This is a genomic window from Citrobacter sp. Res13-Sevr-PEB04-36 (assembly GCF_015672735.1).
In the GTDB taxonomy this organism is placed as follows: Bacteria; Pseudomonadota; Gammaproteobacteria; order Enterobacterales; family Enterobacteriaceae; genus Citrobacter.
The window spans coordinates 36,988-63,339 of record NZ_JADABY010000023.1 but is presented as its reverse complement, the minus strand read 5'-3'; the positions used below and the strand labels follow the sequence as shown (position 1 = coordinate 63,339).

Annotated in this window: 23 protein-coding genes and 1 other annotated feature; of the genes, 13 read left to right on the top strand and 10 right to left on the bottom strand. The window is 52.4% G+C overall.

The features are described from left to right. Positions 1-38: 38 nt before the first annotated feature. Positions 39-1,592, bottom strand: a complete 1,554-nt coding sequence (locus IMQ48_RS06560; RefSeq protein ID WP_196208374.1) for an EAL domain-containing protein — start codon at positions 1,590-1,592, stop codon at positions 39-41. Between the two features lie 185 nt (positions 1,593-1,777). On the opposite strand from IMQ48_RS06560, the gene IMQ48_RS06555 reads away from it, so the two are divergent. Further along, on the top strand, positions 1,778-2,038 hold the full coding sequence (locus IMQ48_RS06555; RefSeq protein WP_196208373.1) for a type B 50S ribosomal protein L31: 261 nt from the start codon (positions 1,778-1,780) through the stop codon (positions 2,036-2,038). 1 nt (position 2,039) lies between these two features. Then, entirely contained in the window at positions 2,040-2,180 is a 141-nt protein-coding gene (gene ykgO / locus IMQ48_RS06550) for a type B 50S ribosomal protein L36 (RefSeq protein WP_005125190.1), read from the top strand. Between the two features lie 73 nt (positions 2,181-2,253). Here ykgO and IMQ48_RS06545 read toward each other — a convergent pair whose 3' ends face one another. The 5 genes from IMQ48_RS06545 to acrA form a co-directional block, all read right to left on the bottom strand. Next, entirely contained in the window at positions 2,254-2,724 is a 471-nt protein-coding gene (locus IMQ48_RS06545; protein WP_196208372.1) for a YlaC family protein, read from the bottom strand. Between the two features lie 340 nt (positions 2,725-3,064). Next, positions 3,065-3,283: an HHA domain-containing protein gene (locus IMQ48_RS06540; protein WP_002892050.1), complete on the bottom strand. Its 219-nt coding sequence runs from the start codon at positions 3,281-3,283 to the stop codon at positions 3,065-3,067. A gap of 27 nt (positions 3,284-3,310) precedes the next feature. Next, positions 3,311-3,685, bottom strand: coding sequence for an Hha toxicity modulator TomB (tomB, locus tag IMQ48_RS06535; RefSeq protein WP_196208371.1), 375 nt, complete (start codon positions 3,683-3,685; stop codon positions 3,311-3,313). Between the two features lie 487 nt (positions 3,686-4,172). Next, positions 4,173-7,322: an efflux RND transporter permease AcrB gene (acrB, locus tag IMQ48_RS06530; protein ID WP_196208370.1), complete on the bottom strand. Its 3,150-nt coding sequence runs from the start codon at positions 7,320-7,322 to the stop codon at positions 4,173-4,175. 22 nt (positions 7,323-7,344) lie between these two features. Next, positions 7,345-8,538, bottom strand: a complete 1,194-nt coding sequence (acrA, locus tag IMQ48_RS06525; RefSeq protein WP_196208369.1) for a multidrug efflux RND transporter periplasmic adaptor subunit AcrA — start codon at positions 8,536-8,538, stop codon at positions 7,345-7,347. Between the two features lie 141 nt (positions 8,539-8,679). On the opposite strand from acrA, the gene acrR reads away from it, so the two are divergent. Both acrR and mscK read left to right on the top strand, forming a co-directional pair. Then, entirely contained in the window at positions 8,680-9,324 is a 645-nt protein-coding gene (acrR, locus tag IMQ48_RS06520; RefSeq protein WP_196208368.1) for a multidrug efflux transporter transcriptional repressor AcrR, read from the top strand. A 126-nt stretch (positions 9,325-9,450) separates the two neighbouring features. Further along, positions 9,451-12,816: a mechanosensitive channel MscK gene (mscK, locus tag IMQ48_RS06515; RefSeq protein ID WP_196208367.1), complete on the top strand. Its 3,366-nt coding sequence runs from the start codon at positions 9,451-9,453 to the stop codon at positions 12,814-12,816. 46 nt (positions 12,817-12,862) lie between these two features. On the opposite strand, the gene rsmS is transcribed toward mscK, so the two are convergent. Together rsmS and priC are read right to left on the bottom strand one after the other, a co-directional pair. Further along, positions 12,863-13,024, bottom strand: coding sequence for a pleiotropic regulatory protein RsmS (rsmS, locus tag IMQ48_RS06510; protein WP_196208366.1), 162 nt, complete (start codon positions 13,022-13,024; stop codon positions 12,863-12,865). 15 nt (positions 13,025-13,039) lie between these two features. Further along, positions 13,040-13,567, bottom strand: a complete 528-nt coding sequence (gene priC / locus IMQ48_RS06505; RefSeq protein ID WP_196208365.1) for a primosomal replication protein N'' — start codon at positions 13,565-13,567, stop codon at positions 13,040-13,042. 69 nt (positions 13,568-13,636) lie between these two features. Here priC and IMQ48_RS06500 point away from each other — a divergent pair, with 69 nt between their 5' ends. The 8 genes from IMQ48_RS06500 (at position 13,637) to hemH (ending at position 21,943) form a co-directional block, all read left to right on the top strand. Beyond that, the gene (locus IMQ48_RS06500; protein ID WP_196208364.1) at positions 13,637-14,014 is read left to right on the top strand and encodes a DUF454 family protein; all 378 of its coding nucleotides are present in this window, start codon (positions 13,637-13,639) and stop codon (positions 14,012-14,014) included. A 194-nt stretch (positions 14,015-14,208) separates the two neighbouring features. Beyond that, on the top strand, positions 14,209-14,760 hold the full coding sequence (apt, locus tag IMQ48_RS06495) for an adenine phosphoribosyltransferase (protein WP_135322827.1): 552 nt from the start codon (positions 14,209-14,211) through the stop codon (positions 14,758-14,760). Positions 14,761-14,969: 209 nt separating this feature from the next. After that, positions 14,970-16,895: a DNA polymerase III subunit gamma/tau gene (gene dnaX / locus IMQ48_RS06490; protein ID WP_196208363.1), complete on the top strand. Its 1,926-nt coding sequence runs from the start codon at positions 14,970-14,972 to the stop codon at positions 16,893-16,895. Continuing rightward, positions 16,228-16,292: a sequence feature (DnaX frameshifting element), on the top strand. Its footprint overlaps the gene before it by 65 nt. A gap of 62 nt (positions 16,896-16,957) precedes the next feature. Continuing rightward, a complete protein-coding gene (locus IMQ48_RS06485) occupies positions 16,958-17,287 on the top strand; it encodes a YbaB/EbfC family nucleoid-associated protein (RefSeq protein ID WP_046276079.1) in 330 nt (109 codons plus the stop codon). After that, positions 17,287-17,892: a recombination mediator RecR gene (recR, locus tag IMQ48_RS06480; RefSeq protein WP_196208362.1), complete on the top strand. Its 606-nt coding sequence runs from the start codon at positions 17,287-17,289 to the stop codon at positions 17,890-17,892. The genes IMQ48_RS06485 and recR overlap by 1 nt, the downstream gene beginning before the upstream one ends. A 110-nt stretch (positions 17,893-18,002) precedes the next feature. Beyond that, on the top strand, positions 18,003-19,877 hold the full coding sequence (gene htpG / locus IMQ48_RS06475; RefSeq protein WP_196208361.1) for a molecular chaperone HtpG: 1,875 nt from the start codon (positions 18,003-18,005) through the stop codon (positions 19,875-19,877). A 236-nt stretch (positions 19,878-20,113) separates the two neighbouring features. Then, a complete protein-coding gene (gene adk / locus IMQ48_RS06470; protein WP_096758027.1) occupies positions 20,114-20,758 on the top strand; it encodes an adenylate kinase in 645 nt (214 codons plus the stop codon). Between the two features lie 222 nt (positions 20,759-20,980). Beyond that, positions 20,981-21,943 (top strand): ferrochelatase, encoded by a 963-nt coding sequence (gene hemH, locus IMQ48_RS06465; protein WP_196208360.1) that lies wholly within the window; start codon positions 20,981-20,983, stop codon positions 21,941-21,943. On the opposite strand, the gene aes is transcribed toward hemH, so the two are convergent. After that, positions 21,940-22,899: an acetyl esterase gene (aes, locus tag IMQ48_RS06460; RefSeq protein ID WP_196208359.1), complete on the bottom strand. Its 960-nt coding sequence runs from the start codon at positions 22,897-22,899 to the stop codon at positions 21,940-21,942. The genes hemH and aes overlap by 4 nt on opposite strands. 153 nt (positions 22,900-23,052) lie before the next feature. On the opposite strand from aes, the gene IMQ48_RS06455 reads away from it, so the two are divergent. Beyond that, on the top strand, positions 23,053-24,357 hold the full coding sequence (locus IMQ48_RS06455; protein ID WP_196208358.1) for an inosine/guanosine kinase: 1,305 nt from the start codon (positions 23,053-23,055) through the stop codon (positions 24,355-24,357). Between the two features lie 104 nt (positions 24,358-24,461). On the opposite strand, the gene ybaL is transcribed toward IMQ48_RS06455, so the two are convergent. Beyond that, entirely contained in the window at positions 24,462-26,141 is a 1,680-nt protein-coding gene (gene ybaL / locus IMQ48_RS06450) for a YbaL family putative K(+) efflux transporter (protein ID WP_196208357.1), read from the bottom strand. Positions 26,142-26,352: the final 211 nt, after the last annotated feature.

Here is a 26,352-nt window from a genome sequence, read left to right as displayed (position 1 = left end):
GGCGTGCCGCCAGCCATCTCAACATTTTTAGATATTAGTTACAGTCGTTTCTCCGACCACAGGATAAACTCCGCCTTCGGCAATGCCTTGCTGTATAGCCAGCCCTGACCATACTGCACGCCGTGCTGTCGTAGCCAGTCTTCTTGATTTTTAGTCTCGATACCTTCAGCCACCATTTCCAGCTTCAGCGTTTTCGCGATCTCGATAATATGCGGCGTCACGTTGTTATATTCCAACGCATCCACGAACGATTTGTCGATCTTCAGAATGTCGACATCCAGGTCCTGTAAATAACTGAGGCTGGAATAGCCGGTGCCAAAATCATCAATATAAATAGAATGACCTGCTTTACGGTATTTGGCGATGAAAGGACCGCTTGTTTTGGGATCGGCAAAGGCGCGCTCTGTGAGTTCGAGGGCAATTTGCGACGGTTTTATCTGCCAGTGATTCACCTTACGGCTGAGCAGACCCGGCAGCGTTTCTGACGTCAGATTGTCTGCTTCAAGATTGATCGAGATGTGCTGCTCTGGATGGTGATGCAGCCATTTGCCCAGATCGTCAAATACACTTTCGATAATCAGGCGGGTGAGTGGCGTTGTCAGTCCGGTCTGCTGTGCCAGCGCGACGAAAATTTCTGGCGAGAGAAAACTTCCATCGGATTGTGGCCAACGGGCGAGCGCTTCGGCGCCTACCACTTTCCCGGTACGAAGAGAAATGATCGGCTGATAGTACACCTTAATTTCCCGGCGTTGGATGGCTTCCTGCAACTGATGATGGGGAGACTGCAAACGACGTAAAATACGCAGAACAAAGGCGGCGGTCAGCAGACCGATAAGAATTCCCGCCGGGAGCCAGATAAGCGCCTGGCGATGCCATATTTTTTGCAGCGGTAGTGTTGATGCCCAGCTTACGACAGTGATACCTAACTCAGGGAAGGGGCGGGCATTGTAAATAACCCCCTCCTTTTGCAAATGGAAAGTGTCATTATCTTGTTGAAGATTCTGCAAAATATCTGTGGGAAGTCTACCACTACTGGTGACGATCCTATTTTTGTCGGCACCAATAATGGCGACATCAATCGGCCATGAACCGAACGGAACAACGTCAATGAACGTGCCAGGATCGACCATCACCACATAATGTTCGCTGCCTAATGCAGCCATAAACTGCTGGATCCCCAAATCGTTTTCCGTGGTTAACCAGGCACGATAACCATCCTGCGTAATTTTCATTGGGGGAGGGAAGGCGACAGCGCGACTTTTTTTCTCAAGAGAGGAGCATTGTGGAACGTTGCCCTTGAGGTACAGCACTTCCTGAATATAGCGATAGCTGTATGACAATCGACGCATTTCCAGCAAATGTTCCTCCCCGCAAGGTTCTCCCTGAAAGGTTTCAATTTTGCGTAATGCTTTTTTCGCCTGCTCGCCCACTCTTTCCGTGCGCAAAGCGACCCGGCTGGTGTAAGAATCAAGCTCTGCAAAAAATTTGGTTTCGACCTGACGATATGCCAGCCACAGGCTTAAACCTACTGGCACAAGGATAGACAGAATCAATATTCCGGTCACCAGGCCTATCAAATGTCGTGTTGTCACAGTGATATCCTTATTTACACAGCGTAGGGAAAGTATATCCGAAAGTGAAAAATCTATTCGAATGACATCATATATTTAGGGGGGATATTTCCTGAATAAATTATCCACAGTATAAATCAGGTTGAGACAGGGGCGAGAGTGGTGTACCTTATGTGTTATGTTATATTGTAACAATTGAGGTTGCTATGAAGCCAGATATCCATCCCTTTTATCGTACAGTGGTGTTCCACGACACCAGTGCCAATGAATACTTTAAGGTTGGTTCAACCATCAAAACGGAACGTGAGATTGAGTTTGAGGGAGAAACGTATCCGTACGTGACTCTTGATATCTCTTCTAAATCGCACCCGTACTACACCGGAAAACAAAAGACGTTCGACAACGAAGGCAGCGCAGCGCGCTTCCAGAAACGTTTTGGTCGTTTTATTGGCGCTAAGCGAGGTTAACATGCAGGTTCTTAATTCACTTCGTAGCGCCAAACAGCGCCACCCTGACTGTCAGATAGTCAAACGCAAAGGGCGTTTGTATGTTATCTGCAAAACAAATCCGCGATTTAAAGCGGTACAGGGTAGGAAGAAAAGGCGTTAGTTATTTTACCAACATTTCAGGGAGCCAAGTGCGTGCCAGAGGGTACGCACTTTTTTATTCGCGGGCGGGGAGATTACTGGCTGGCCTCTGCGCGGGTTAGCGTGAAGACATCATAGAAAGAGAGTTCGCCTTTACGTGCCATCATTTTTTGCAGTTGTGCTTTATGTTCGTTCTCCACCTGTGGTGAATGCAGTATGGTTTCGATGAGGCTCGGAGGAACAAAGCGCGTGTTGTACCATTCGCCGTTATAGCAGACTCTAAAGTCCAGCACGTCAATATCTTCAAAACGGTAACGTGGCGCGACGTCAAAAAAGAAAAAACCGTTGAGGATGACAAACAGTACCACCAACAGCCACACCGAATCGACCAGCGTTTCTGATTGCAGCATGACCGCCAGCGTGGCAAACCATGCGACATACATGCCGATAAACAGCCCCGGATACTTGCGAATGAAGCTAATGCTAAAACGCGGTCTGTTATCACGCTTCTCGCGAGTATTTAAATCATCAATTGTTTCGGTGAGCAGGCGCTGTATTTCTGTCATCTCTTGCCTTCGTGATGTCTTCAATATTCAGGTAGGATCGGCCTATTTTAAAAGGGGACCGTGCCTGAAAAAAGTAACAGATTAACCACAATTTAGCATAACAGTTACATTTGAGTGCGTAGCGTTTTGATGATCCGCGCAGGATTACTGCCCACTACGGCTTTTGCGGTTCGCGGATGACTCATCGCAATACAGTAAAGTGTAATGCGTATAAAGGGACCGTTCCCGTCACTTCGTTGTGATCGCAATCACGTGATTTGAATTAAATAATAGTTGTATAAACGAGGAAGCGGTCAGTCAGACAAATGTACTGCAATACCTGACTTAACCTCGTGAGCGATTAGCGAATAAATTTCCAAACGGAAGTTGGGATCTTGTCGTAGAGTTTATTCATCGTCAATTCAGCAAGGCGATGATCTGCTGCTGAGTAAAATACAGCCAGTTCGTTATCGGACAATTCATATTTATTTTTCTCAATAACACGCTCAAGCGTGTCAATTGTCTGGCAACGTCGCAGGCGCATCAAATAATCTGTTTTAGTTAATGGTTTATCAGACATAACTCTTACCTATGATTGTAATAATTTTTAACAAGACAAACTGACAGGATTAGCCCTGGTGGCATTGACAAAACAGCGAAACAGTCGATTTCCGGACTTTCGCCATTTCTGCAAATCCTGCGTATTAATACCATAATTACTGAACAACATAAAAGTGTCATCCAGGTATTCATCAATCTGTGCGACCAGCTTATTGTCCTCATTGTACTTAATTTTATAATTAAGTGCGAAGGTTGCAATATGCTCTATCAGTTCGTTGAGCTGCAGGCTGGTTGCTGAGGTTGGGTCATTAACCCAGCCATGGTTGCTTTGTTCAAGGTTTGCAAGACAGTCATGATACAGGGTTTCACAGAGAAATTTAAGCTGTGCGATATCATGTCTTTTGGGTGAGTACTCGTCCATAACGCATCCCCTTCTTAGTGGTTTAAACTAACCGAACACCTTCGGGGTGGATACAACAAACTACCTGGAACTTGCCCGTGACGCTTGATGATTTAACTATAATCTACTCTAAAAAAGATTTCATCGTCATATCACGAAAAATTACAATTGTGCCAAAATATGATGCCGCACCCTTTTTTCATTCTACCTGATAAATGTGGGTATTCGAAATGGAACAACTTCCTTATTGTTCGGGCAATCATCAGGTTAACGGGTTTAGCTTTAGTAATCAAAGACAACCTCTAACAATGTCGATGAGTGGCTAGGATTAATCTTAATATTTATTAAAGTAAATAAGAAACCTCAAGGAATTTTAAGAATAGCCTTTAAGCCTAAAGGGATTATATCGCTTATTCACCCAACCGAAAATAAACGTTATCACAATAAGTGTATTTTATGATTTTGACAGAAAAAAGGCCGCTTGCGCGGCCTTTTCATTAGCGATGAATCAATGGTGATCAACCGGGTGGCTGTGCTCAACATCTTCATTCTTGCGGCTAAAGCGGCGGCGAACCACCACAAAGAACACTGGAACAAAGAAGATTGCCAGTACGGTTGCCGTGACCATCCCGCCCATTACGCCGGTACCGACGGCATTCTGCGCGCCACTACCTGCACCGGAGCTGATAACCAGCGGCATAACGCCCAGAATAAAGGCCAGCGAGGTCATCAGGATTGGACGCAAACGCATGCGCACCGCGTCCAGCGTCGCTTCGATCAGACCTTTACCCTCTTTATCCATCAAGTCTTTGGCGAATTCGACGATCAGTATCGCGTTCTTCGCCGACAACCCAATGGTTGTGAGCAGGCCTACCTGGAAGTAAACGTCGTTGGTCAGTCCGCGGAACGTCGCGGCCAGCAACGCACCGATAACCCCCAACGGAACCACCAGCATAACGGAGAACGGAATTGACCAGCTCTCGTACAATGCTGCCAGACACAGGAAGACGACGATCAGTGATATGGCATACAGGGCAGGAGCCTGGTTGCCGGACAGTCGTTCCTGATAGGACATCCCGGTCCAGTCATAGCCGATACCGGACGGCAGTTTGCTTGCCAGTTGCTCCATCATCGCCATGGCTTCACCGGTACTTTTACCCGGAGCGGCCTGGCCTAATATTTCCATGGAAGGCAGACCGTTATAGCGTTCCAGACGCGGTGAACCATATTCCCAACGAGAGGTAGAGAAGGCGGAGAACGGTACCATTTGTCCATCGCTACCGCGGACGTACCAGTTTCCGATATCTTCCGGCAACATACGGTATTTCGCTTCAGACATGACGTAAACTTTCTTCACACGACCACGGTCGATGAAGTCGTTCACGTAGCTTCCGCCCCATGCTGCACCTAGCGTTGTATTAATATCACTAATAGAAACGCCCAGCGCCTGCGCTTTTTCCTGATCGATATCGATCTTGAACTGCGGTGTATCTTCCAGGCCGTTAGGACGAACACCGACCAACAGATCCGGATGTTTGGCCACTTCACCAAACAGCTGGTTACGTGCCTGGGTCAGTTTGTCATGGCCCAGGCCACCCTGGTCAATCAACTGGAAGTCAAAACCAGTTGCGGTACCCAGTTCGACAATCGCTGGCAGGTTAAAGGCGAAGACCATCGCATCTTTAATTTTCGAGAACGCACCCATCGCGCGAGCAGTGATTGCCTCGACTTTGTTCTCTTCGCCCGGACGTTCGCTCCAGTCTTTTAACGACACGAAGGCAATACCGGTGTTCTGACCGCGTCCCGCAAAACCGAAGCCGTTAACGGCAAATACCGATTCAACGTTCGCTTTTTCTTTGGTCAGATAGTAATCCGTCATTTCGTCCAGCACCTTCTGGGTACGCTCTTGCGTAGCACCTGCAGGTAGCTGAGCCATGGACAGGAATACCCCCTGGTCTTCATCCGGCAAGAAGGAGCTTGGCAGGCGAACGAACAGATAAGCCATGCCGACAACAATGATCAGATACAGCGCCAGATAACGACCCGTACTGCGCAGAATGCCGCCAACGCTGTCGGTATAGTGGTTGGTGCTCTTATCGAACATGCGGTTGAACCAGCCGAAGAAGCCTTTTTTGCCTTCTCCGTGATCGCCTTTAGCAATCGGTTTGAGCATGGTGGCACACAGTGCCGGCGTCAGAATCAACGCCACCAGTACCGACAACGCCATCGCCGAAACAATGGTGATGGAGAACTGACGATAAATTGCCCCGGTGGAACCGCCGAAGAAGGCCATCGGGATAAATACCGCTGACAGCACCATCGCGATGCCCACCAGTGCGCCCTGAATCTGGCCCATTGATTTACGCGTCGCTTCTTTCGGCGGTAGTCCCTCCTCAGACATGACACGCTCAACGTTCTCGACCACCACGATGGCGTCATCCACCAACAGGCCGATGGCGAGCACCATCCCGAACATTGTCAGGGTGTTTATCGAGAAGCCGAAAATGGCCAGTACCGCAAAGGTACCCAACAACACCACCGGTACGGCAATAGTTGGAATCAACGTCGCGCGGAAGTTCTGCAGGAACAGATACATAACCAGGAACACGAGGATGATTGCTTCCGCCAGCGTTTTCACCACTTCGTGAATCGAGATTTTCACGAACGGTGTGGTGTCATACGGGTAAACAATTTTCAGGCCTGATGGGAAGAACGGCTCCATCTTCGCCAGTTCAGCACGGATGGCGTTAGCGGTATCCAGGGCGTTAGCGCCGGTTGCCAGTTTGATACCTAAACCGGAAGCGGGTTTGCCGTTAAACTTCGCAATGATGTCGTAGTTTTCGCCACCCAACTCCACTTTCGCCACGTCACGCAGACGAACCTGTGAACCGTCCTGATTCACTTTCAGCAGAATTTTGCTGAACTCATCGGCAGAGGTCAGACGGGTTTGCGCGATGATTGACGCATTAAGCTGCTGACCTTTCACCGGTGGCGTACCACCAAGCTGACCGGCTGCAACCTGGGCGTTCTGCGCTTTAATGGCGCTGATCACATCAACCGGCGTCAACTGGAAGTTGTTCAGTTTGTTCGGATCCATCCAGATACGCATCGCGTACTGGGAACCGAACAGCTGAACGTCACCCACACCTGAAGTACGGCTGATGGCGTCCTTCATGTTAGCGCCCACGTAGTCAGAAATATCTTCCTGGGTCATGGTACCGTTGGTGTTGATAACACCGACAACCATCAGGAAGCTACTGGAAGACTTCTCTACGCTCACCCCTTGCTGTTGGACTTCCTGAGGCAGTAACGGCATCGCCAGTTGCAGTTTGTTCTGTACCTGCACCTGTGCGATATCCGCATCCGTACCTGACTGGAAGGTAAGGGTGATCTGCACGGTACCCGTGGAGTCACTGTTGGAGGACATGTACATCAGGTTATCGATACCGTTCATATTCTGTTCGATAACCTGCGTAACAGTATCCTGTACTGTCTTCGCATCAGCGCCAGGATAGGTCGCGGAGATCGTCACTGCAGGCGGTGCAATAGTTGGATATTGCGCCACCGGCAATTTGAGGATCGCGAGCCCCCCTGCCAACATGATGATAATGGCGATCACCCACGCAAATATGGGGCGATCGATAAAGAAATTAGGCATGTCTTAACGGCTCCTGTTTAAGTTAAGACTTGGACTGTTCGGGCTGGTTACCGCTTGCGGCTTGCTGGTTGTTATCCGCGGTGACTTCCTGCGCTTTTACCTGCGCGCCTGGACGTACTTTTTGTAGCCCACTGACGATCACGCGGTCGCCCGGCTTAAGTCCTTCTGTGACCAACCATTTATCGCCAATCGCTTGTGTTGCCACAATCTGGCGGGTTTCCACTTTGTCATCTGCGCCGATAACCAACGCACTGGCTTCACCGCGCGGTGTACGGGTCACGCCTTGCTGCGGAACCAGGATTGCCGTTGGGTTGATCCCTTCTTCCAGACGAGCACGGACAAACATACCCGGCAGTAAGGTGTGATCCGGGTTAGGGAAGATGGCGCGCAGTGTGATAGAACCGGTGGTCTGATCAACCGTCACGTCAGAAAATTCCAGCGTACCGGACTGCGGGAATTTAATGCCGTCGCTGGTCACCAGTTCCACTTTCGCTTTACCGTTCTCTTGCTTCAGCTTGCCGTTTGCCAGCTCTTGTTTCAGACGCAGGAAATCGTTACTGGACTGCGTAACGTCGACATAGATGGGATCCAGCTGCTGAACGGTCGCCAGCGCGGTTGCCTGACCGTTCTGTACCAGAGCGCCTTCCGTGACGGCAGACTTACCAATACGGCCGCTAATTGGCGATGTGACTTTGGTATACGCCAGGTTGATGCGCGCCGTTTCTACTGCGGCTTTCGCGGCAATAACGGCAGCATTTGCCTGCTGTGCATCAGCCTGGGCAGTATCGTAGTCCTGTTGACTGATGTACTTAGTACCCAACAGTTTCTGATAACGTTTTACCGTCAACTGAGCGATATTAGCCGCCGCCTGTGCTTTAGCCAGATCGCCTTTTGCGCTTTCATACGCGGCCTGGTAAGTAGCAGGATCAATCTGATAGAGAGACACACCCGCTTCAATGTCACCGCCTTCTGTGAAATTACGCTTCAGGATGATGCCGCTAACCTGAGGGCGAACTTCTGCAATGCGGAAAGCACTGGTGCGACCCGGGAGTTCAGTTGTGATCTGTAGAGGTTCAGTTTTGAGCGTCACAACTCCAACCTCTGGCATCTGCTGGCCCCCTTGTTGGGCCTGTTTGTCGTCACATCCTGTTAGCGCTAAGCTGCCTGAGAGCATCAGAACGACTGCCAGAGGCGTTAACCCTCTGTTTTTGTTCATATGTAAACCTCGAGTGTCCGATTTCAAATTGATCAATGGCTTAAAGCCCATAAACCCATTGCTGCGTTTATATTATCGTCGTGCTATGGTACATACATTCACAAATGTATGTAAATCTAACGCCTGTAAATTCACTGACATATGGCACGAAAAACCAAACAACAAGCGCAAGAAACGCGTCAGCACATTCTCGATGTTGCTCTGCGTTTGTTCTCGCAACAAGGGGTCTCTTCCACCTCGCTTGCGGAGATTGCAAAAGCCGCTGGTGTCACACGCGGTGCAATCTATTGGCATTTCAAAAACAAGTCGGATTTATTCAGTGAAATCTGGGAGCTGGCAAAACCCAATATTGATGAACTAGAGTCTGAGTATCAGGCAAAATTCCCTGACGATCCACTATCAGTATTAAGAGAAATTTTAGTTTACGTTCTTGAAGCTACCGTGACAGAAGAACGCCGACGTTTATTGATGGAGATTATATTCCACAAATGCGAATTTGTCGGGGAAATAGCCTCTGTTCAGTTGGCGCAACGCAGCCTGTGTCTTGAAAACTATGATCGCATTGAGCAAACCCTTCGCAACTGTATGAGTGCAAAAATGTTGCCGGAGAACCTGAACACACGTCGAGTGGCGGTGTTACTGCGTAGCTACCTTTCCGGCATTTTAGAAAACTGGTTATTTGCACCAGAGTCATTTGATCTGAAAAAAGACGCGCGTGAATATGTCGCCGTACTGCTGGAGATGTGTCTTCTTTGCCCTACACTGCGCGTGCCGGAGACTTGCTAATCCGCAGGTTTGATACCAGGATTTATCCTGGACGCTTTCCCTCCCGCTATTCTGGCTGTCACAGCCGTGATATTCTTACCGCTTGACTATTTTCGGTCACTTCTCTGGTTAGAAACGTTCATTCTCATGACTATGTTGCAGCTTTATAAACGTTCACAGCATCTCATTGCTATTACCATTATTTTCTTCATTCTATTGCTGTCTTGTCAGTCATCAGCATTTGCGCGAGCGCAACAGAATGGCGAACTGCCGACGAAAGCGGATATTCAGAGCCAACTGGACACACTGAATAAACAAAAAGACCTTTCCGCGCAGGATAAACTGGTTCAGCAGGATCTCATCGATACCCTCGCCACGCTGGATAAAATTGAGCGCGTGAAAGACGAGACCGTTCAGCTACGCCAGAAGGTGGCTCAGGCGCCGGAAAACATGCGCGAGGCGACGGCGGCGTTAAATTCGCTCAGCGATGTTGATAATGACGATGAAACACGTAAAACGCTGAGCACACTCTCCCTGCGACAGCTTGAGTCGCGCGTCGCCCAGGTACTGGATGACCTGCAAAGCTCGCAAAACGATCTGGCGGCTTATAACAGTCAGTTGGTCTCGCTGCAGACGCAGCCTGAGCGCGTGCAAAACGCGATGTACACCGCCTCACAGCAAATGCAGCAAATCCGCAATCGACTGGATGGGACCAGCGTTGGCGAGGCGGCGTTACGCCCCAGTCAGCAGGTGCTGCTTCAGGCACAGCAGGCATTGCTGAATGCACAGATCGACCAGCAGCGTAAAAGCCTGGAAGGTAATACGGTTTTGCAGGATACCCTGCAAAAACAACGGGATTATGTAACGGCTAACAGTAACAGGCTCGAACATCAGCTCCAGTTGCTGCAGGAAGCGGTGAACAGTAAACGCCTGACGTTAACCGAAAAAACCGCGCAGGAAGCGGTAACGCCTGATGAAGCTGAGCGTATCCAGACCAACCCGTTGGTGAAGCAGGAACTGGATATTAACCATCAACTCAGCCAGCGCCTGATTTCTGCCACGGAAAACGGCAACTCGCTGATGCAGCAGAATATTAAAGTCAAAAACTGGCTTGATCGTGCGCTGCAATCGGAACGCAACATTAAAGAGCAAATCGCCGTGCTGAAGGGCAGCCTGCTGTTGTCGCGCATTCTGTATCAGCAACAGCAAACGCTGCCGTCGGCAGATGAGCTTGCTGATATGACCAACCGCATTGCCGATCTGCGTCTGGAGCAATTTGAAATCAACCAACAGCGTGATGCGCTGTTCCAGAATGATGCCTTCGTTGCCAAACTGGAAGAAGGGCACAGCAATGAAGTGAACGGCGAAGTTCATGATGCGCTGCTGCAGGTTGTGGATATGCGCCGTGAATTGCTGGATCAGCTGAATAAGCAGCTGGGGAATCAGCTGATGATGGCCATTAACCTGCAGATCAACCAGCAGCAGTTAATGAGCGTGTCGAAAAACCTCAAGAGTATCCTCACGCAGCAAATTTTCTGGGTTAACAGTAACCGCCCAATGGACTGGGACTGGGTGAAATCCTTCCCACAAACGCTAAAAGACCAGTTTAAGTCGATGAAAATCACTGTGAACTGGGAAAAAGCCTGGCCGGCGGTATTTATCGCATTCCTGGCTGGCTTGCCGCTGTTGCTGGTGGCTGGGCTTATCCGCTGGCGGCTGAAATGGCTGAAAGCGTATCAGGCGAAACTCGCCGCCGCGGTGGGTAACTTGCGCAATGACAGCCAACTGAACACGCCAAAAGCGATACTGATTGATCTGATTCGCGCCTTGCCCGCATGCCTGATTATCCTTGCCGTGGGCTTGATTCTGCTGACTATGCAACTGAACGTCAGCGATCTGCTGTGGGCATTTAGCAAGAAAATGGCTGTCTTCTGGTTGGTGTTTGGCCTGTGCTGGAAGGTGCTGGAAAAAGACGGCGTGGCGATCCGCCACTTCGGTATGCCTGCGAAGCAAACCAGCCACTGGCGTCGCCAGATTGTGCGCATTAGCCTGGCGCTGCTGCCGCTGAATTTCTGGTCGGTAGTTGCTGAACTCTCGCCGCTTAACCTGATGGACGATGTGCTCGGGCAGATCGTTATTTTCTTTAACTTGCTACTCATTGCCTTCCTTGTGTGGCCAATGTGCCGTGAAAGCTGGCGTGATAAGGAATCGCATGGTCTGCGTCTGGTGACGATTACCGTACTGTCGATTATTCCGATTGCGTTAATGGTGCTGACGGCGACTGGGTATTTCTACACCACACTACGTTTATCCGGTCGCTGGATTGAAACTGTATATCTGGTGATCATCTGGAACCTGCTGTACCAGACGGTGCTGCGAGGTTTAAGTGTTGCGGCGCGGCGTATTGCCTGGCGTCGCGCGCTTGCCCGTCGTGAGAATCTGGTGAAAGAGGGGGCCGAAGGCGCAGAACCACAGGAAGAACCCACCATTGCGCTGGAGCAGGTAAACCAGCAAACGCTGCGTATTACGATGCTGCTGATGGTAGCCCTGTTTGGCGTTCTGTTCTGGGCAATATGGTCCGATTTGATCACCGTGTTCAGCTATCTCGATAGCATCACGCTCTGGCATTACAACGGCACAGAAGCCGGTGCTGCGGTGGTGAAAGATGTCACCATGGGCAGCCTGCTGTTTGCGATTATTGCGTCAATGGTGGCCTGGGCGCTGATCCGCAACTTACCGGGCCTGCTGGAAGTGTTGGTGCTCTCGCGCCTGAAAATGCGCCAGGGCGCATCATATGCGATCACCACAATTCTCAACTACGCGATCATTGCCATCGGTGCCATGACGGTCTTCGGGTCGCTCGGCGTGTCGTGGGATAAATTGCAGTGGCTGGCAGCGGCCTTGTCGGTCGGTCTCGGTTTCGGCTTACAGGAAATCTTCGGTAACTTTGTTTCGGGTCTGATCATTCTGTTCGAACGCCCGGTGCGTATCGGCGATACCGTCACGATTGGTACTTATTCCGGGACAGTCAGTAAGATTCGTATTCGTGCGACCACCATTACCGACTTTGATCGCAAAGAAGTGATCATCCCGAATAAAGCGTTTGTGACCGAGCGACTGATTAACTGGTCGCTCTCGGATACCACCACGCGTCTGGTGATCCGCATCGGCGTCGCCTACGGTTCAGATCTTGATAAAGTGAAGAAAGTGCTGCTGCAGGCGGCAATGGAACACCCGAAAGTGATGCACGATCCTGAACCGGCTGTGTTCTTCACCGCTTTTGGTGCCAGCACGCTGGATCACGAGCTGCGTCTGTATGTTCGTGAACTGCGCGATCGCAGCCACACGGTAGATGAACTTAACCGTGCGGTTGACCGCCTGTGCCGTGAAAACAACATTGATATCGCCTTTAACCAACTCGAAGTGCACCTGCACAATGCTAAAGGGGATACCGTGACGGAGGTTAAGCGTGACATCATCAAAGGTGATGATCCGACGCCTTCAGTAGGTTAATAGGAAATGTGATTGCCTGGTGGCGTGGCGCCATCAGGCAATCCTGCTACCGTTCTTTTTTGGATGAGTAGAGCTGTTTCGTTTCATAATCCCGCTTAACAATCTCTAGTGCTTTCAGCACGGTTTCAGGCGCAACCTGATTCTCTTCAAGCAAGACAATTAAATCGACGGCCAGTTTGACCTCGTCCGGGGCATTTTCAAGCGACATACATTCTCCGACGAATTAACGGGTGATACGCGCGAGCACGTTTTCTATTCTTTCCAGCGCATGGCGACAACGTGCCAGACGCGCTTCGAAGGCTTCCACTTCCCGGTGCAGGCGTTGCTGCTCCTCAAAACCGGTTGCCTGAGCCAGTTGAGCCTTACGCGCGCGCGTCATCTCAACCAGCCGACGCTCATATTCCTGATGCTGAACGCGTTTGCGCTGCCAACGGGCAAGCCCCGGCGACGCGCTGTCCCACTCTCTGAGTGACCAGGTGGCGGTTTCACGGGAAATCGCTTCCAGTTGCGAGGCCAGATGTTCAGCCAACCAGGCAACTTGTGGGAGTTGCTGGTGTTCAACTGCATGACGTAACGCGCTCAGGTTGGCATCTGCTTCATCCAGACAGGCCTGTAACCGTGTGCTACGGGTGCGAAAAAGGTGGCGATCGAAACGGGCGCTGAGCGTTGCGTGGTGCGCCAACGGGGCGCAAAGCTGCCGCAGGCTGTTGAGCTGGCTTTCGAGCTTCTGAAGCAGCAGGGCGGTTTTCACGATAACACTCCGATGAAAATGAGAACTGTTATGCTAAAGTAGCAATTCTCTGTGTTAAGTATTGATATTATGCGACGCATTATTCTAATCATCATTGGCTGGATAGCGGTAGTGTTAGGCACGCTGGGTGTGGTTTTGCCCCTATTGCCCACGACACCGTTTATTCTGCTGGCCGCCTGGTGTTTTGCCCGCTCATCGCCGCGTTTTCATGACTGGCTGCTGTACCGTTCGTGGTTTGGCGGTTATCTGCGTCACTGGCAGAAACACCGCGCGATGCCGCCAGGGGCAAAGCCGCGCGCAATTGTGTTTATTTTACTGACGTTTGGCGTTTCGCTGTGGTTGGTTGAGATGATGTGGGTACGCGGGCTGCTGTTAGTGATTCTCGCTTGCTTGTTGATTTTTATGTGGCGGATCCCGGTGATTGATGAAGAGCAACAAAAGCACTGAAGCATAATAATCGCTGTTGCAATTGTCTCACGCAGCCAGTAGATTTGACCGTTTTCGAGCACAGGCGCAGGTGGTCAAAGGTTAAACAGATGTAACCTTTGTTCTTAATATATACACAAAATCATTCAAGACGCGTCGAGGATGAAGTGTATAGTGCGCCGTGAAGTAATACCGTATCAATCAGGCACAAACTTATGACCGCAACTGCACAGCAGCTTGAGTTTCTCAAAGATAGCATCAAAAGCATCAACGACTACCCAAAACCGGGCATTCTTTTTCGCGATGTCACCAGCTTGCTGGAAGACCCGAAAGCTTACGCACTCAGCATTGAACTGCTGGTTGAGCGTTACAAAAATGCGGGCATTACCAAAGTTGTCGGCACTGAAGCGCGCGGCTTTCTGTTTGGCGCGCCGGTCGCATTGGGATTGGGCGTCGGGTTTGTTCCGGTGCGTAAACCACGTAAACTGCCACGCGAAGTGATTGCTGAAAGCTATGAGCTGGAATACGGCACCGATCAGCTGGAAATCCATGTTGATGCTATCAAGCCGGGCGACAAAGTTCTGGTAGTGGACGATCTGCTGGCGACCGGCGGAACAATTGAAGCGACCGTGAAGCTGATCCGCCGTCTGGGTGGTGAAGTGACCGATGCGGCGTTCATCATCAATTTGTTCGATCTGGGTGGCGAACAGCGCCTGGAAAAACAGGGGCTGACCTGTTACAGCCTGGTCCCTTTCCCGGGTCACTAAGTCGGACTATCTTTTTTGCCATTTTGGCCCCGGTCAGTGCTCAAAATCCTCACGTACTACGTGTACGCTCCGGTTTCTGTGCGCTGCCCGAAACCAAACTGACTGCAACGATAACGCCCGAATATAACGTGTCAACCTCGCCGTCGCTGCGAGGTTGTGTTAGCATTACCCCCCTGTGAATCCACCCTCCAGCCTTTCAGAGCCAGCCAATGAGTTATCAGGTCTTAGCCCGAAAATGGCGCCCACAAACCTTTGCTGACGTCGTTGGCCAGGAACATGTGCTGACGGCACTGGCTAACGGCTTGTCGTTAGGGCGTATTCATCATGCTTATCTTTTTTCCGGCACCCGTGGCGTCGGAAAAACCTCTATCGCCCGTCTGCTGGCGAAGGGACTCAACTGTGAAACCGGCATTACCGCCACGCCTTGCGGGGTGTGCGACAACTGCCGCGAAATCGAGCAGGGACGTTTTGTTGATCTGATTGAAATCGACGCTGCGTCGCGCACCAAGGTCGAAGACACCCGCGACCTGCTGGATAACGTCCAGTACGCGCCCGCACGTGGACGCTTCAAGGTCTATCTGATTGACGAAGTGCACATGCTGTCACGCCACAGTTTTAACGCCTTGCTGAAAACGCTCGAAGAGCCGCCGTCGCACGTTAAATTCCTGCTTGCGACCACCGATCCGCAAAAGCTACCGGTCACTATCCTGTCGCGTTGTTTACAATTTCATCTCAAAGCGCTGGATGTTGAACAGATTCGTCATCAGCTTGAGCATGTCCTCAATGAGGAACATATCGCTCACGAACCACGCGCGCTGCAGCTGCTGTCTCGTGCGGCGGACGGCAGCCTGCGCGATGCGCTGAGCCTGACCGATCAGGCGATTGCCAGCGGTGACGGACAGGTTTCAACCCAGGCGGTGAGCACCATGCTTGGCACGCTTGACGACGATCAGGCACTGTCTCTGGTTGAGGCTGTTGTTGCCGGGAATGGCGAACGCGCCATGACGCTGGTTAATGACGCTGCCGCACGTGGTATTGAATGGGAAGCGCTGCTGGTTGAGATGCTGGCGTTGCTGCACCGGATTGCAATGGTTCAGCTCACGCCTTCCGCGCTCGGTAGCGATATGGCTGCCATTGAACAACGTATGCGCGAACTGGCGCGGACCGTGCCGCCGACCGATATTCAGCTGTATTACCAGACTCTGTTAATCGGACGTAAAGAGCTGCCGTATGCACCGGACAGGCGTATGGGTGTTGAAATGACGTTACTGCGGGCGCTGGCTTTTCATCCGCGCGTACCGCTACCGGAACCTGAAGTCCCCCGCCAGTCGTTTGCACCCGTGACCCCTGGCGCGGTAATGGCGCCAACGCAGGCCCCGGAGCAACAACCTGCGCCTGCGCATCAAGACGTGCCGCTGTCTGAGGCAACCAGCCAGGTGCTGGCTGCGCGTAGCCAGCTGCAGCGTGCTCAGGGAGCGACCAAAGCAAAAAAGAGTGAACCGGCAGCCGCATCCCGCGCGCGGCCGGTGAATAATGCTGCGCTGGAAAGACTGGCGTCGGTGACGGAACGCGTTCAGGCGCGCCCGGTGGCCTCTGCGCTGGAGAAGACACCGGCGAAAAAAGAAGCCTATCGCTGGAAGACGACCAATCCTGTTGCAGAAGTCAAAGAAGTCGTTGCCACGCCAAAAGCGTTGAAAAAGGCGCTGGAGCATGAAAAAACGCCGGAACTGGCGGAAAAGCTGGCGGCGGAAGCCATTGAACGCGACCCCTGGGCCGCTCAGGTCAGTCAGCTTTCATTGCCCAAACTGGTGGAGCAGGTGGCGCTCAATGCCTGGAAAGAAGAGAATGGCAACGTGGTTTGCCTGCACCTGCGTTCCGCGCAGCGGCACCTTAATTCCAGCGGCGCGCAGCAACGACTTGCCGAAGCGTTGAGCACCTTAACGGGCTCAGCGGTTGAATTGACCATCGTTGAAGATGATAATCCTGCGGTGCGCACGCCGCTGGAGTGGCGTCAGGCCATTTATGAAGAAAAACTCGCGCAGGCGCGTGAGTCAATTATTGCGGATAATAACATTCAGACGCTGCGTCGTTTCTTCGATGCGGAACTGGACGAAGAGAGTATTCGCCCCATTTGATCGTAAGCCATTTTCCATGGTTTTATGGTTGTCATCCCTTAACGTGATTGAGAGAGAAGCCTATGTTTGGTAAAGGCGGTCTGGGTAACCTGATGAAACAGGCCCAGCAGATGCAAGAAAAAATGCAGCAGATGCAGGAAGAAGTCGCCAAGCTGGAAGTGACCGGCGAATCCGGCGCGGGTCTGGTGAAAGTGACCATCAACGGCGCGCATAACTGCCGTCGTGTGGAAATCGACCCAAGCCTGTTGGAAGACGATAAAGACATGCTGGAAGATCTGGTTGCTGCGGCGTTCAACGATGCGGCTCGTCGCATTGAAGAAACCCAGAAAGAGAAAATGGCTTCTGTTTCCTCCGGTATGCAACTGCCGCCTGGCTTTAAGATGCCGTTCTGATGCAAACCAGCCCGCTGTTAACTCAGCTTATGGAAGCACTGCGTTGTCTACCGGGCGTTGGCCCGAAGTCAGCGCAGCGCATGGCGTTTGCGCTACTTCAGCGCGATCGCAGCGGCGGGATGCGTCTGGCGCAGTCGTTAACGAAGGCGATGTCGGAAATCGGCCACTGTGCTGATTGCCGTACCTTCACAGAACAAGACGTATGCAACATCTGTGCGAACCCGCGTCGCCGGGAAAACGGCCAAATTTGCGTGGTAGAGAGTCCTGCGGACATCTACGCCATTGAGCAAACGGGGCAGTTTTCCGGCCGTTATTTCGTGCTGATGGGACACCTGTCGCCGCTGGATGGCATCGGGCCTGATGATATCGGGCTTGATCGTCTTGAGCAGCGGCTGGCGTCTGAGCACATCAATGAAGTGATCCTGGCGACCAACCCGACGGTCGAAGGCGAGGCTACTGCCAACTACATTGCCGAGCTGTGCATGCAGTATGACGTTGAAGCCAGCCGTATCGCCCACGGCGTACCGGTTGGCGGCGAGCTGGAAATGGTTGATGGCACCACGCTGTCGCACTCTCTTGCCGGGCGTCATAAGATTAAATTTTGAACAAACGGAAGCCGCGACAGCGGTTTCCGCTTGAAATTATCATTCCCTGTCCCCATTTCACCCTCAACGTGTTTTTACCATTAAAAATGGCATTGTTGAGGTAGATCTACATGAAAGGACAAGAAACTCGTGGTTTTCAGTCAGAAGTAAAACAGCTTCTGCACCTGATGATCCATTCTCTGTATTCCAATAAAGAAATCTTCCTGCGTGAGCTTATCTCTAACGCCTCTGATGCGGCAGACAAGCTGCGTTTTCGCGCGCTGTCTAACCCGGACCTGTATGAAGGTGACGGTGAACTGCGCGTGCGTGTCTCCTTCGATAAAGATAAGCGTACGCTGACCATTGCCGACAACGGCGTGGGGATGAACCGCGATGACGTTATCGACCATTTGGGGACCATTGCTAAATCCGGGACCAAATCTTTCCTCGAATCTATGGGTTCCGATCAGGCGAAAGACAGCCAGTTGATTGGCCAGTTCGGGGTCGGTTTTTATTCTGCGTTTATCGTGGCTGACAAAGTCACCGTGCGCACCCGTGCTGCGGGCGACAAGCCGGAGAACGGCGTGTTCTGGGAGTCGGCGGGCGAAGGTGAGTACACCGTAGCCGACATCACCAAAGACGATCGCGGCACCGAAATCACCCTGCACCTGCGTGAAGGGGAAGATGAGTTCCTCGATGACTGGCGCGTGCGCTCCATCATCAGCAAATATTCTGACCATATCGCACTGCCGGTAGAGATTGAAAAATCCGAAGAGAAAGACGGTGAAACCGTAGTTTCCTGGGAGAAAATCAACAAGGCGCAGGCGCTGTGGACGCGTAACAAGTCGGAAATCAAAGACGACGAGTACAACGAATTCTACAAGCACATCGCCCATGACTTCACCGATCCGCTGACCTGGAGCCACAACCGTGTGGAAGGTAAGCAGGAGTACACCAGCCTGCTGTACATCCCGTCGCAGGCCCCGTGGGATATGTGGAACCGCGATCACAAGCACGGTCTGAAGCTGTACGTCCAGCGCGTGTTCATCATGGACGACGCCGAGCAGTTCATGCCGAACTACCTGCGCTTTGTGCGTGGTCTGATAGATTCCAACGATCTGCCGCTGAACGTGTCCCGTGAGATCCTGCAGGACAGCGCCGTCACCCGTAACCTGCGCAGCGCGCTGACCAAGCGCGTACTGCAGATGCTGGAAAAACTGGCGAAAGACGATGCAGAAAAATACCAGACCTTCTGGAAACAGTTTGGCCTGGTGCTGAAAGAAGGTCCGGCGGAAGATCACGCCAACCAGGAAACCATCGCCAAGCTGATGCGCTTCGCGTCTACGCACACCGACTCCTCCGCGCAAACCGTATCGCTGGAAGACTACGTGTCGCGGATGAAAGAAGGACAGGAGAAGATTTACTACATCACCGCTGACAGCTATGCGGCGGCGAAGAGCAGCCCGCACCTGGAACTGCTGCGTAAGAAAGGCATCGAAGTTCTGTTGCTGTCCGATCGCATCGACGAGTGGATGATGAACTACCTGACCGAGTTCGACGGCAAGCCGTTCCAGTCCGTTGCTAAAGCTGACGAGTCTATCGACAAACTGGCGGATGAAGTCGACGAATCGGCAAAAGAAGCTGAAAAAGCTCTGACCCCGTTCGTAGAGCGCGTGAAAACCCTGCTGGGCGATCGCGTGAAAGAAGTGCGCCTGACGCATCGTCTGACCGACACGCCGGCCATCGTCACCACCGATGCGGACGAAATGAGCACGCAGATGGCGAAGCTGTTTGCTGCTGCGGGTCAGGCCGTACCGGAAGTGAAATACATCTTCGAACTCAACCCGGACCACGTGTTGGTAAAACGTACTGCTGACACCCAGGACGACGCGCAGTTTAAAGAGTGGGTCGAGCTGCTGCTGGATCAGGCGCTGTTCGCAGAACGCGGCACGCTGGAAGATCCTAACCAGTTCATCCGTCGTATGAACCAGTTGCTGGTATCCTGATAACGGTTGCGTAATGTGATGCCGGATGGCGCTAACGCTTATCCGGCCTACAAAATCTCGTGTACCGTAGGCCGGATAAGGTGTTTACACCGCTATCCGGCATTTTCTCTTCTTATTTTCAATTTTCCCACCGTTAAACGTTTCAGCGTCAAGCACCTTTCTTGAGCCAATTGCGTGATGGTGGTATCGTTTAGCGCTTTTTAAAAATATCGACAACCTTTAAGGGGATTTTCGTAATGCGTATCATTCTGCTTGGCGCTCCGGGCGCGGGTAAAGGAACTCAGGCTCAGTTCATCATGGAGAAGTATGGTATTCCGCAAATCTCCACCGGTGATATGCTGCGTGCTGCCGTGAAATCTGGCTCCGAGCTGGGCAAACAAGCGAAAGACATCATGGACGCCGGTAAACTGGTGACCGATGAGCTGGTGATCGCGCTGGTCAAAGAGCGTATTGCACAAGAAGACTGCCGTAATGGTTTCCTGCTGGACGGCTTCCCACGTACTATTCCGCAGGCTGACGCCATGAAAGAAGCGGGTATTGTGGTGGATTACGTTCTGGAATTCGCGGTACCGGACGAACTGATCGTTGACCGTATTGTTGGTCGTCGCGTTCATGCGGCATCTGGCCGTGTTTATCACATCAAATTCAATCCACCTAAGGTTGAAGGCAAAGACGATGTGACCGGCGATGAACTGACCACCCGTAAAGATGACCAGGAAGAGACCGTGCGTAAGCGTCTGGTTGAATACCATCAGATGACTGCCCCGCTGATTGGTTACTACCAGAAAGAAGCGGAAGCGGGTCAAACCAAATACGCGAAAGTTGACGGTACGCAGGCCGTTGCCGCTGTTCGCGCTGACCTGGAAAAAATTCTCGGTTAAGTTTTAGCGTTGTGAACCTTTTATCAGGCCTGCCATTATCTCGTAGGCCTGATAAGCGCAGCGCCATCAGGCAATCGGTGCCGGATGGCGGCGTAAACGCCTTATCCGGCCTACTGGTATCGTTAGCGCCATCAGGCATATTCTTACCTCTCGCAGCAATTAGTTCTTCTTCCTCGCTTTTCCGCTACAATTATCAACAATTTGAATCAATACGAGGCGGTAATGCGTCAGACGAAAACCGGTATCCTGCTGGCAAATCTCGGCACCCCCGATGCCCCCACACCCGAAGCAGTTAAACGTTATCTGCGCCAGTTTTTAAGCGACACACGCGTGGTCGATACTCCCCGTCTGCTGTGGTGGCCGCTGCTGCGCGGGGTGATCCTGCCGCTGCGTGCGCCGCGCGTGGCGAAGTTGTACAAGTCAGTCTGGATGGATGAAGGTTCGCCGCTGATGGTCTACAGCCGTCGTCAACAGCGAGCGCTGGCGGAACGTCTGCCGGATACGCCGGTTGCGCTGGGGATGAGCTACGGTTCACCCTCGCTGGAAAGCGCGGTTGATGAACTGCTAGCGAACGGCGTTGAGCACATTGTGGTGTTAACGCTGTATCCGCAATACTCCTGTTCAACGGTGGCCGCGGTGTGGGATGAACTGGCGCGCATTTTAGCGCGAAAGCGTGCGATCCCTGGTGTCTCTTTTATTCGCGATTACGCAGACGACAGCGCGTATATTGATGCGCTGGCCAAAAGCGCCCGAGATGCGTTTGCCCGGCACGGTGAACCCGATTTACTGCTGCTTTCTTACCACGGCATTCCACAGCGCTACGCCGATGAAGGTGATGACTACCCGCAACGCTGTCGCGATACCACGCGTGAGCTGGTTTCAGCGCTTGGTCTGCCGCCGGAAAAAGTAATGATGACCTTCCAGTCTCGCTTCGGTCGGGAACCGTGGCTGACGCCGTATACCGACGAAACGCTCAAAATGCTGGCGGAAAAAGGAACCCGGCATATCCAGGTCATGTGTCCGGGATTTGCTGCCGATTGCCTCGAAACGCTGGAGGAGATCGCCGAGCAAAACCGGGAGATTTTCCTCGAAGCGGGCGGGCAGAAATATGAGTATATTCCGGCGCTGAATGACGCACCGGAACACATCGAAATGATGCTGAAACTGACCGCAGCCTATCGCTAAAGCTGCGCTCTGAAGAAACGCGCGCCATCCCGCAAAGCATCGTCGGCGGTTTTCATCATCCGCGAATAATGCAGGAAGGCGTGCAGCATGCCGGGGTACATGTTGTACTGACAGGGCTGCCGATGAGCCTGGAGCGTCTGGAACAGTAAGCGGCTGTCGTCAATCAGCGGGTCGAACTCCGCACCAGCGATAAAACACGGCGGCACATCGCGGGTGAGATCGTTGTTAAATAAACAATAGTACGGTGACTCGCGGTCGTTGGCGCTGTGCAGATAGGCGTCTTCGTACATCTGCAGATCGTCTCGCGTTAAGCCATCCCATTCTCCGCCCATCAGCCGTCGACTGAGCGAATCCCGTAAACCGTACAGCCCGTACCACAACAGCACGCCCGCGACCTTACCACAGGCAATTTGCTTGTCGCGTAGCCACAGCGTGCTGGCAAGCGCCAGCATGGCTCCGGCGGAATCGCCCGCAAAGCCGATATGATTCACATTAAGGGAATAGTCGCCAGCGTGCTGATGAAAATACTGACAAACGGCGATAATCTCTTCGATGGCCTGAGGAAAGCGTGCCTCCGGCGAAAGTGAATAGTCGATGCCAATCACCGTGCAGCGTGTGTAGCTCGCCAGCAAGCGCATAATGCGATCGTGCGTATCCAGATTACCGAGAATAAAACCGCCGCCGTGCAAATAGTACAGCGTGGCCTGGCTATGGAGCTGGGGGGAGTAAATCCGCGTCGCCACCGGGCCGCACGCGGTAGAAATGACGCACTCCCGGGTACTCATCTGCGGAGCATCGGCATTCCAGAACTGACGCTCGTGCACGTAGTGCTGGCGTTGGGCAACGAAATCATCCGCGGTGGGCCACGGCGGCAGGTCATCGCGATGAAAGTTCACCACGCTTTTCATTTCGTCAGAAATGAGGTCAAGGACGGGGATCTTATTTTTCGGCTGCATAAAACGCTCCTTGTAAAAGGTGATGTATTGTAGAAATTAACGGCGGATAAACTGCGATCTCACCGTCCGATATTGAAAATTAGTGCCGCATCGCGCGTGCAGGAGGGAATGTGCTACCATGCATCGCTCAGTTAACCACCTGTAAAATCGACCATGAAATTTCCCGGCAAACGCAAATCCAAACACTATTTTCCCGTCAGCGCGCGCGATCCGTTGCTGCAACAAATTCAGCCTGAAAACGAGACCAGCGCCGCCTGGGTCGTCGGTATCGACCAGACACTGGTGGATATAGAAGCCAAAGTTGATGACGACTTTGTGAAGCGTTATGGATTAAGCGCCGGGCATTCTCTGGTGATTGCCGATGATGTTGCTGAGGCGCTCTATCAGGAACTGGTGCGTGAAAATTTAATCACCCATCAGTTTGCGGGCGGAACCATCGGTAACACCATGCACAACTATTCAGTACTGGCGGATGACCGCTCGGTATTGCTGGGTGTTATGTGCAGCAATATTGAGATTGGCAGCTACGCGTATCGCTATTTATGCAATACCTCCAGCCGTACCGATCTGAACTACCTGCAGGGCGTTGACGGGCCGATTGGTCGCTGCTTCACGTTGATTGGCGAATCCGGAGAGCGTACCTTCGCCATCAGCCCCGGCCACATGAACAAACTGCGGGCAGACAGCATTCCCGAGTCGGTGATTGCCGGTGCCTCTGCGCTGGTGCTGACCTCGTATCTGGTGCGTTGTGAGCCGGGCGAGCCGATGCCAGAAGCAACCATGAAGGCTATAGAGTTCGCCAAAAAGCACAATGTCCCGGTGGTGCTGACCTTAGGAACCAAATTCGTTATTGCGGATAACCCGAAGTGGTGGCAGGAATTTCTGAAAGAGAATGTCTCCATTCTGGCGATGAACGAAGAAGAAGCCGAAGCGCTGACCGGCCTGAATGACCCGCTGTTGGCATCTGACAAAGCGCTGGATTGGGTGGATTTGGTGCTGTGTACCGCCGGTCCGGTAGGCCTGTATATGGCTGGTTTTACGGAAGATGAGGTCAAACGCAAAACTCAGCATCCGCTGCTGCCGGGGGCCATTGCCGAATTCAACCAGTACGAGTTCAGCCGCGCGATGCGCCATAAAGACTGTAGCAACCCGCTGCGCATTTATTCGCACATTGCCCCGTACATGGGCGGCCCGGAGAAAATCATGAACACCAACGGCGCGGGTGACGGTGCACTGGCGGCCCTGCTGCATGATATTACGGCGAACAGCTACCATCGCGGCAATGTGCCGAACTCCAGCAAGCACAAATACACCTGGCTGACCTATTCCTCGTTAGCGCAGGTGTGTAAATATGCCAATCGCGTGAGTTATCAGGTACTGAACCAGCATTCACCGCGCCTGACGCGCGGATTGCCGGAGAAGGAAGACAGCCTCGAAGAGGCTTACTGGGAGCGTTAAGCGGTATTGCGCGACATTGCCCGGTGGCATTATTGCTTACCGGGCTTGAATAATGCGGTGTACCCGTAGGCCGGATAAGTGCCAGCGCCATCCGGCACACAACATTAACTGGCGGTAGCGACGTCACCCGCTGGCGGCGTTTCAATCAGTTCCAGCATGGTGCGCGCGATTTCACGTTCACCCATCACCACCTGATTAGCACCGCGCTCGGTAATGTATTCCACTTCATCGTCATAATGCGCGCGAGCGATAATCTCAATCGTCGGGCACTTCTCTCGCGCGGAAGCCACAATCTCACCGGCTTCATAACCATTCGGAATGGTCAGCAGCAGCCAGCGCGCACAGTCCAGATGCGCCAGGTTCATGATCTCTTCGTTGGCTGCATTGCCCAATACCGCGCGGATCCCACGTTCACGTAGCTCGTCCACGCGAGTACGTGACGTTTCGATAACCACCAGCGGGATACCCGCAGCCATCAGCTTTTCACCTAACAAGCTACCAACGCGGCCAAAACCGATCAACAGGGCATGATTACAGATATCGACCGGGATCTGCTTCTCTTCTTCGATAGCTTCCTCCAGCGTCTGCTCTTCCAGCGTTTCGGTTTTCGCGAGGTATTTTTCCAGCACGGCAAACAGCACTGGATTCAGCATGATGGACAGGATGGCCCCGGCCAGCACCAGGTTTTGTCCCGCCTGCGGTAACAGGTTAAGCGCCATGCCAAGGCCGGCGAGGATAAAGGCAAATTCACCAATCTGCGCCAGGCTGGTGGCAATGGTGAGCGCTGTGCGCTGCGAGTGGCCGAACAGACGCACCAGGAAATAGGCGGCCAGGGATTTACCAAAGATGATAATCGCCAGCGTGCCCAGCACAGCCAGCGGTTGCTGGATCAGGACCAATGGGTCGAACAGCATGCCGACGGAAACAAAGAACAGCACCGCAAATGCATCACGTAGCGGCAGGGTGTCATGCGCCGCACGGTGGCTCAGTTCAGATTCGTTCAGCACCATACCGGCGAAGAACGCGCCCAGTGCGAAGGAGACATCGAATACTTCTACGGCGCCAAAAGCGATACCTAATGCGAGAGCCAGTACCGACAGGGTAAACAGTTCACGCGAGCCCGTGGCGGCGCTGCGGGCCATGATCCACGGCACCAGGCGACGACCGACCAGCATCATAATGGCGATAAACGCCACCACTTTACCGATGGTGATGCCCATATCAACAGCCAGTGACGCAAAGCCTACGTTATCTTTTTCCAGCATGCCGGCGATAGCTGGCAGGAGAACCAGCGTCAGCACCATCATCAGGTCTTCAACGATCAGCCAGCCAATGGCAATTTGCCCGCGCTGGCTATCAATTAACTGCCGTTCTTCAAGCGCGCGCAGTAGCACCACGGTACTGGCGGTTGACAGACATAATCCAAAGACGATACCGACCATCAGCGACCAGCCCAGCACAGCTGAAAGCGCCATACCCAGCAGCGTCGCCACGGCTATCTGGGCGATCGCGCCGGGAATGGCGATGGACTTTACCGCCATCAAATCCTTCAACGAAAAATGTAGCCCCACGCCGAACATCAGCAGGATCACGCCAAGCTCTGCCAGTTCCGGTGCAAGCTTGGTATCGGCAACAAAACCAGGTGTAAATGGACCGGCCAGAACGCCCGCTAACAGATATCCCACCAGAGGAGAAATACGCAGTTTATTGGCAAGCATGCCAAATATAAAAGCGAGCACAAGGCCGCCAACAATGGTGGTGATAAGCGGGGTGGCGTGATGCATTCCGTCTCCTTTGGTTGCTGTGGTGATCCTGAAAACCCTAATTCTGAGTAATAGTTTATGACAATTTTGATGTTTATGTTTATGAATAATTATTGAAATTTGATGAAAACAGGAATTTAGGCGTAAAAAAGCACGGATCGGATAACTACGGGGGAGAGCATAGGGCAAACGCTGATGGTCACTGCAAGTGATGACGGCCAAAGTTTACTTT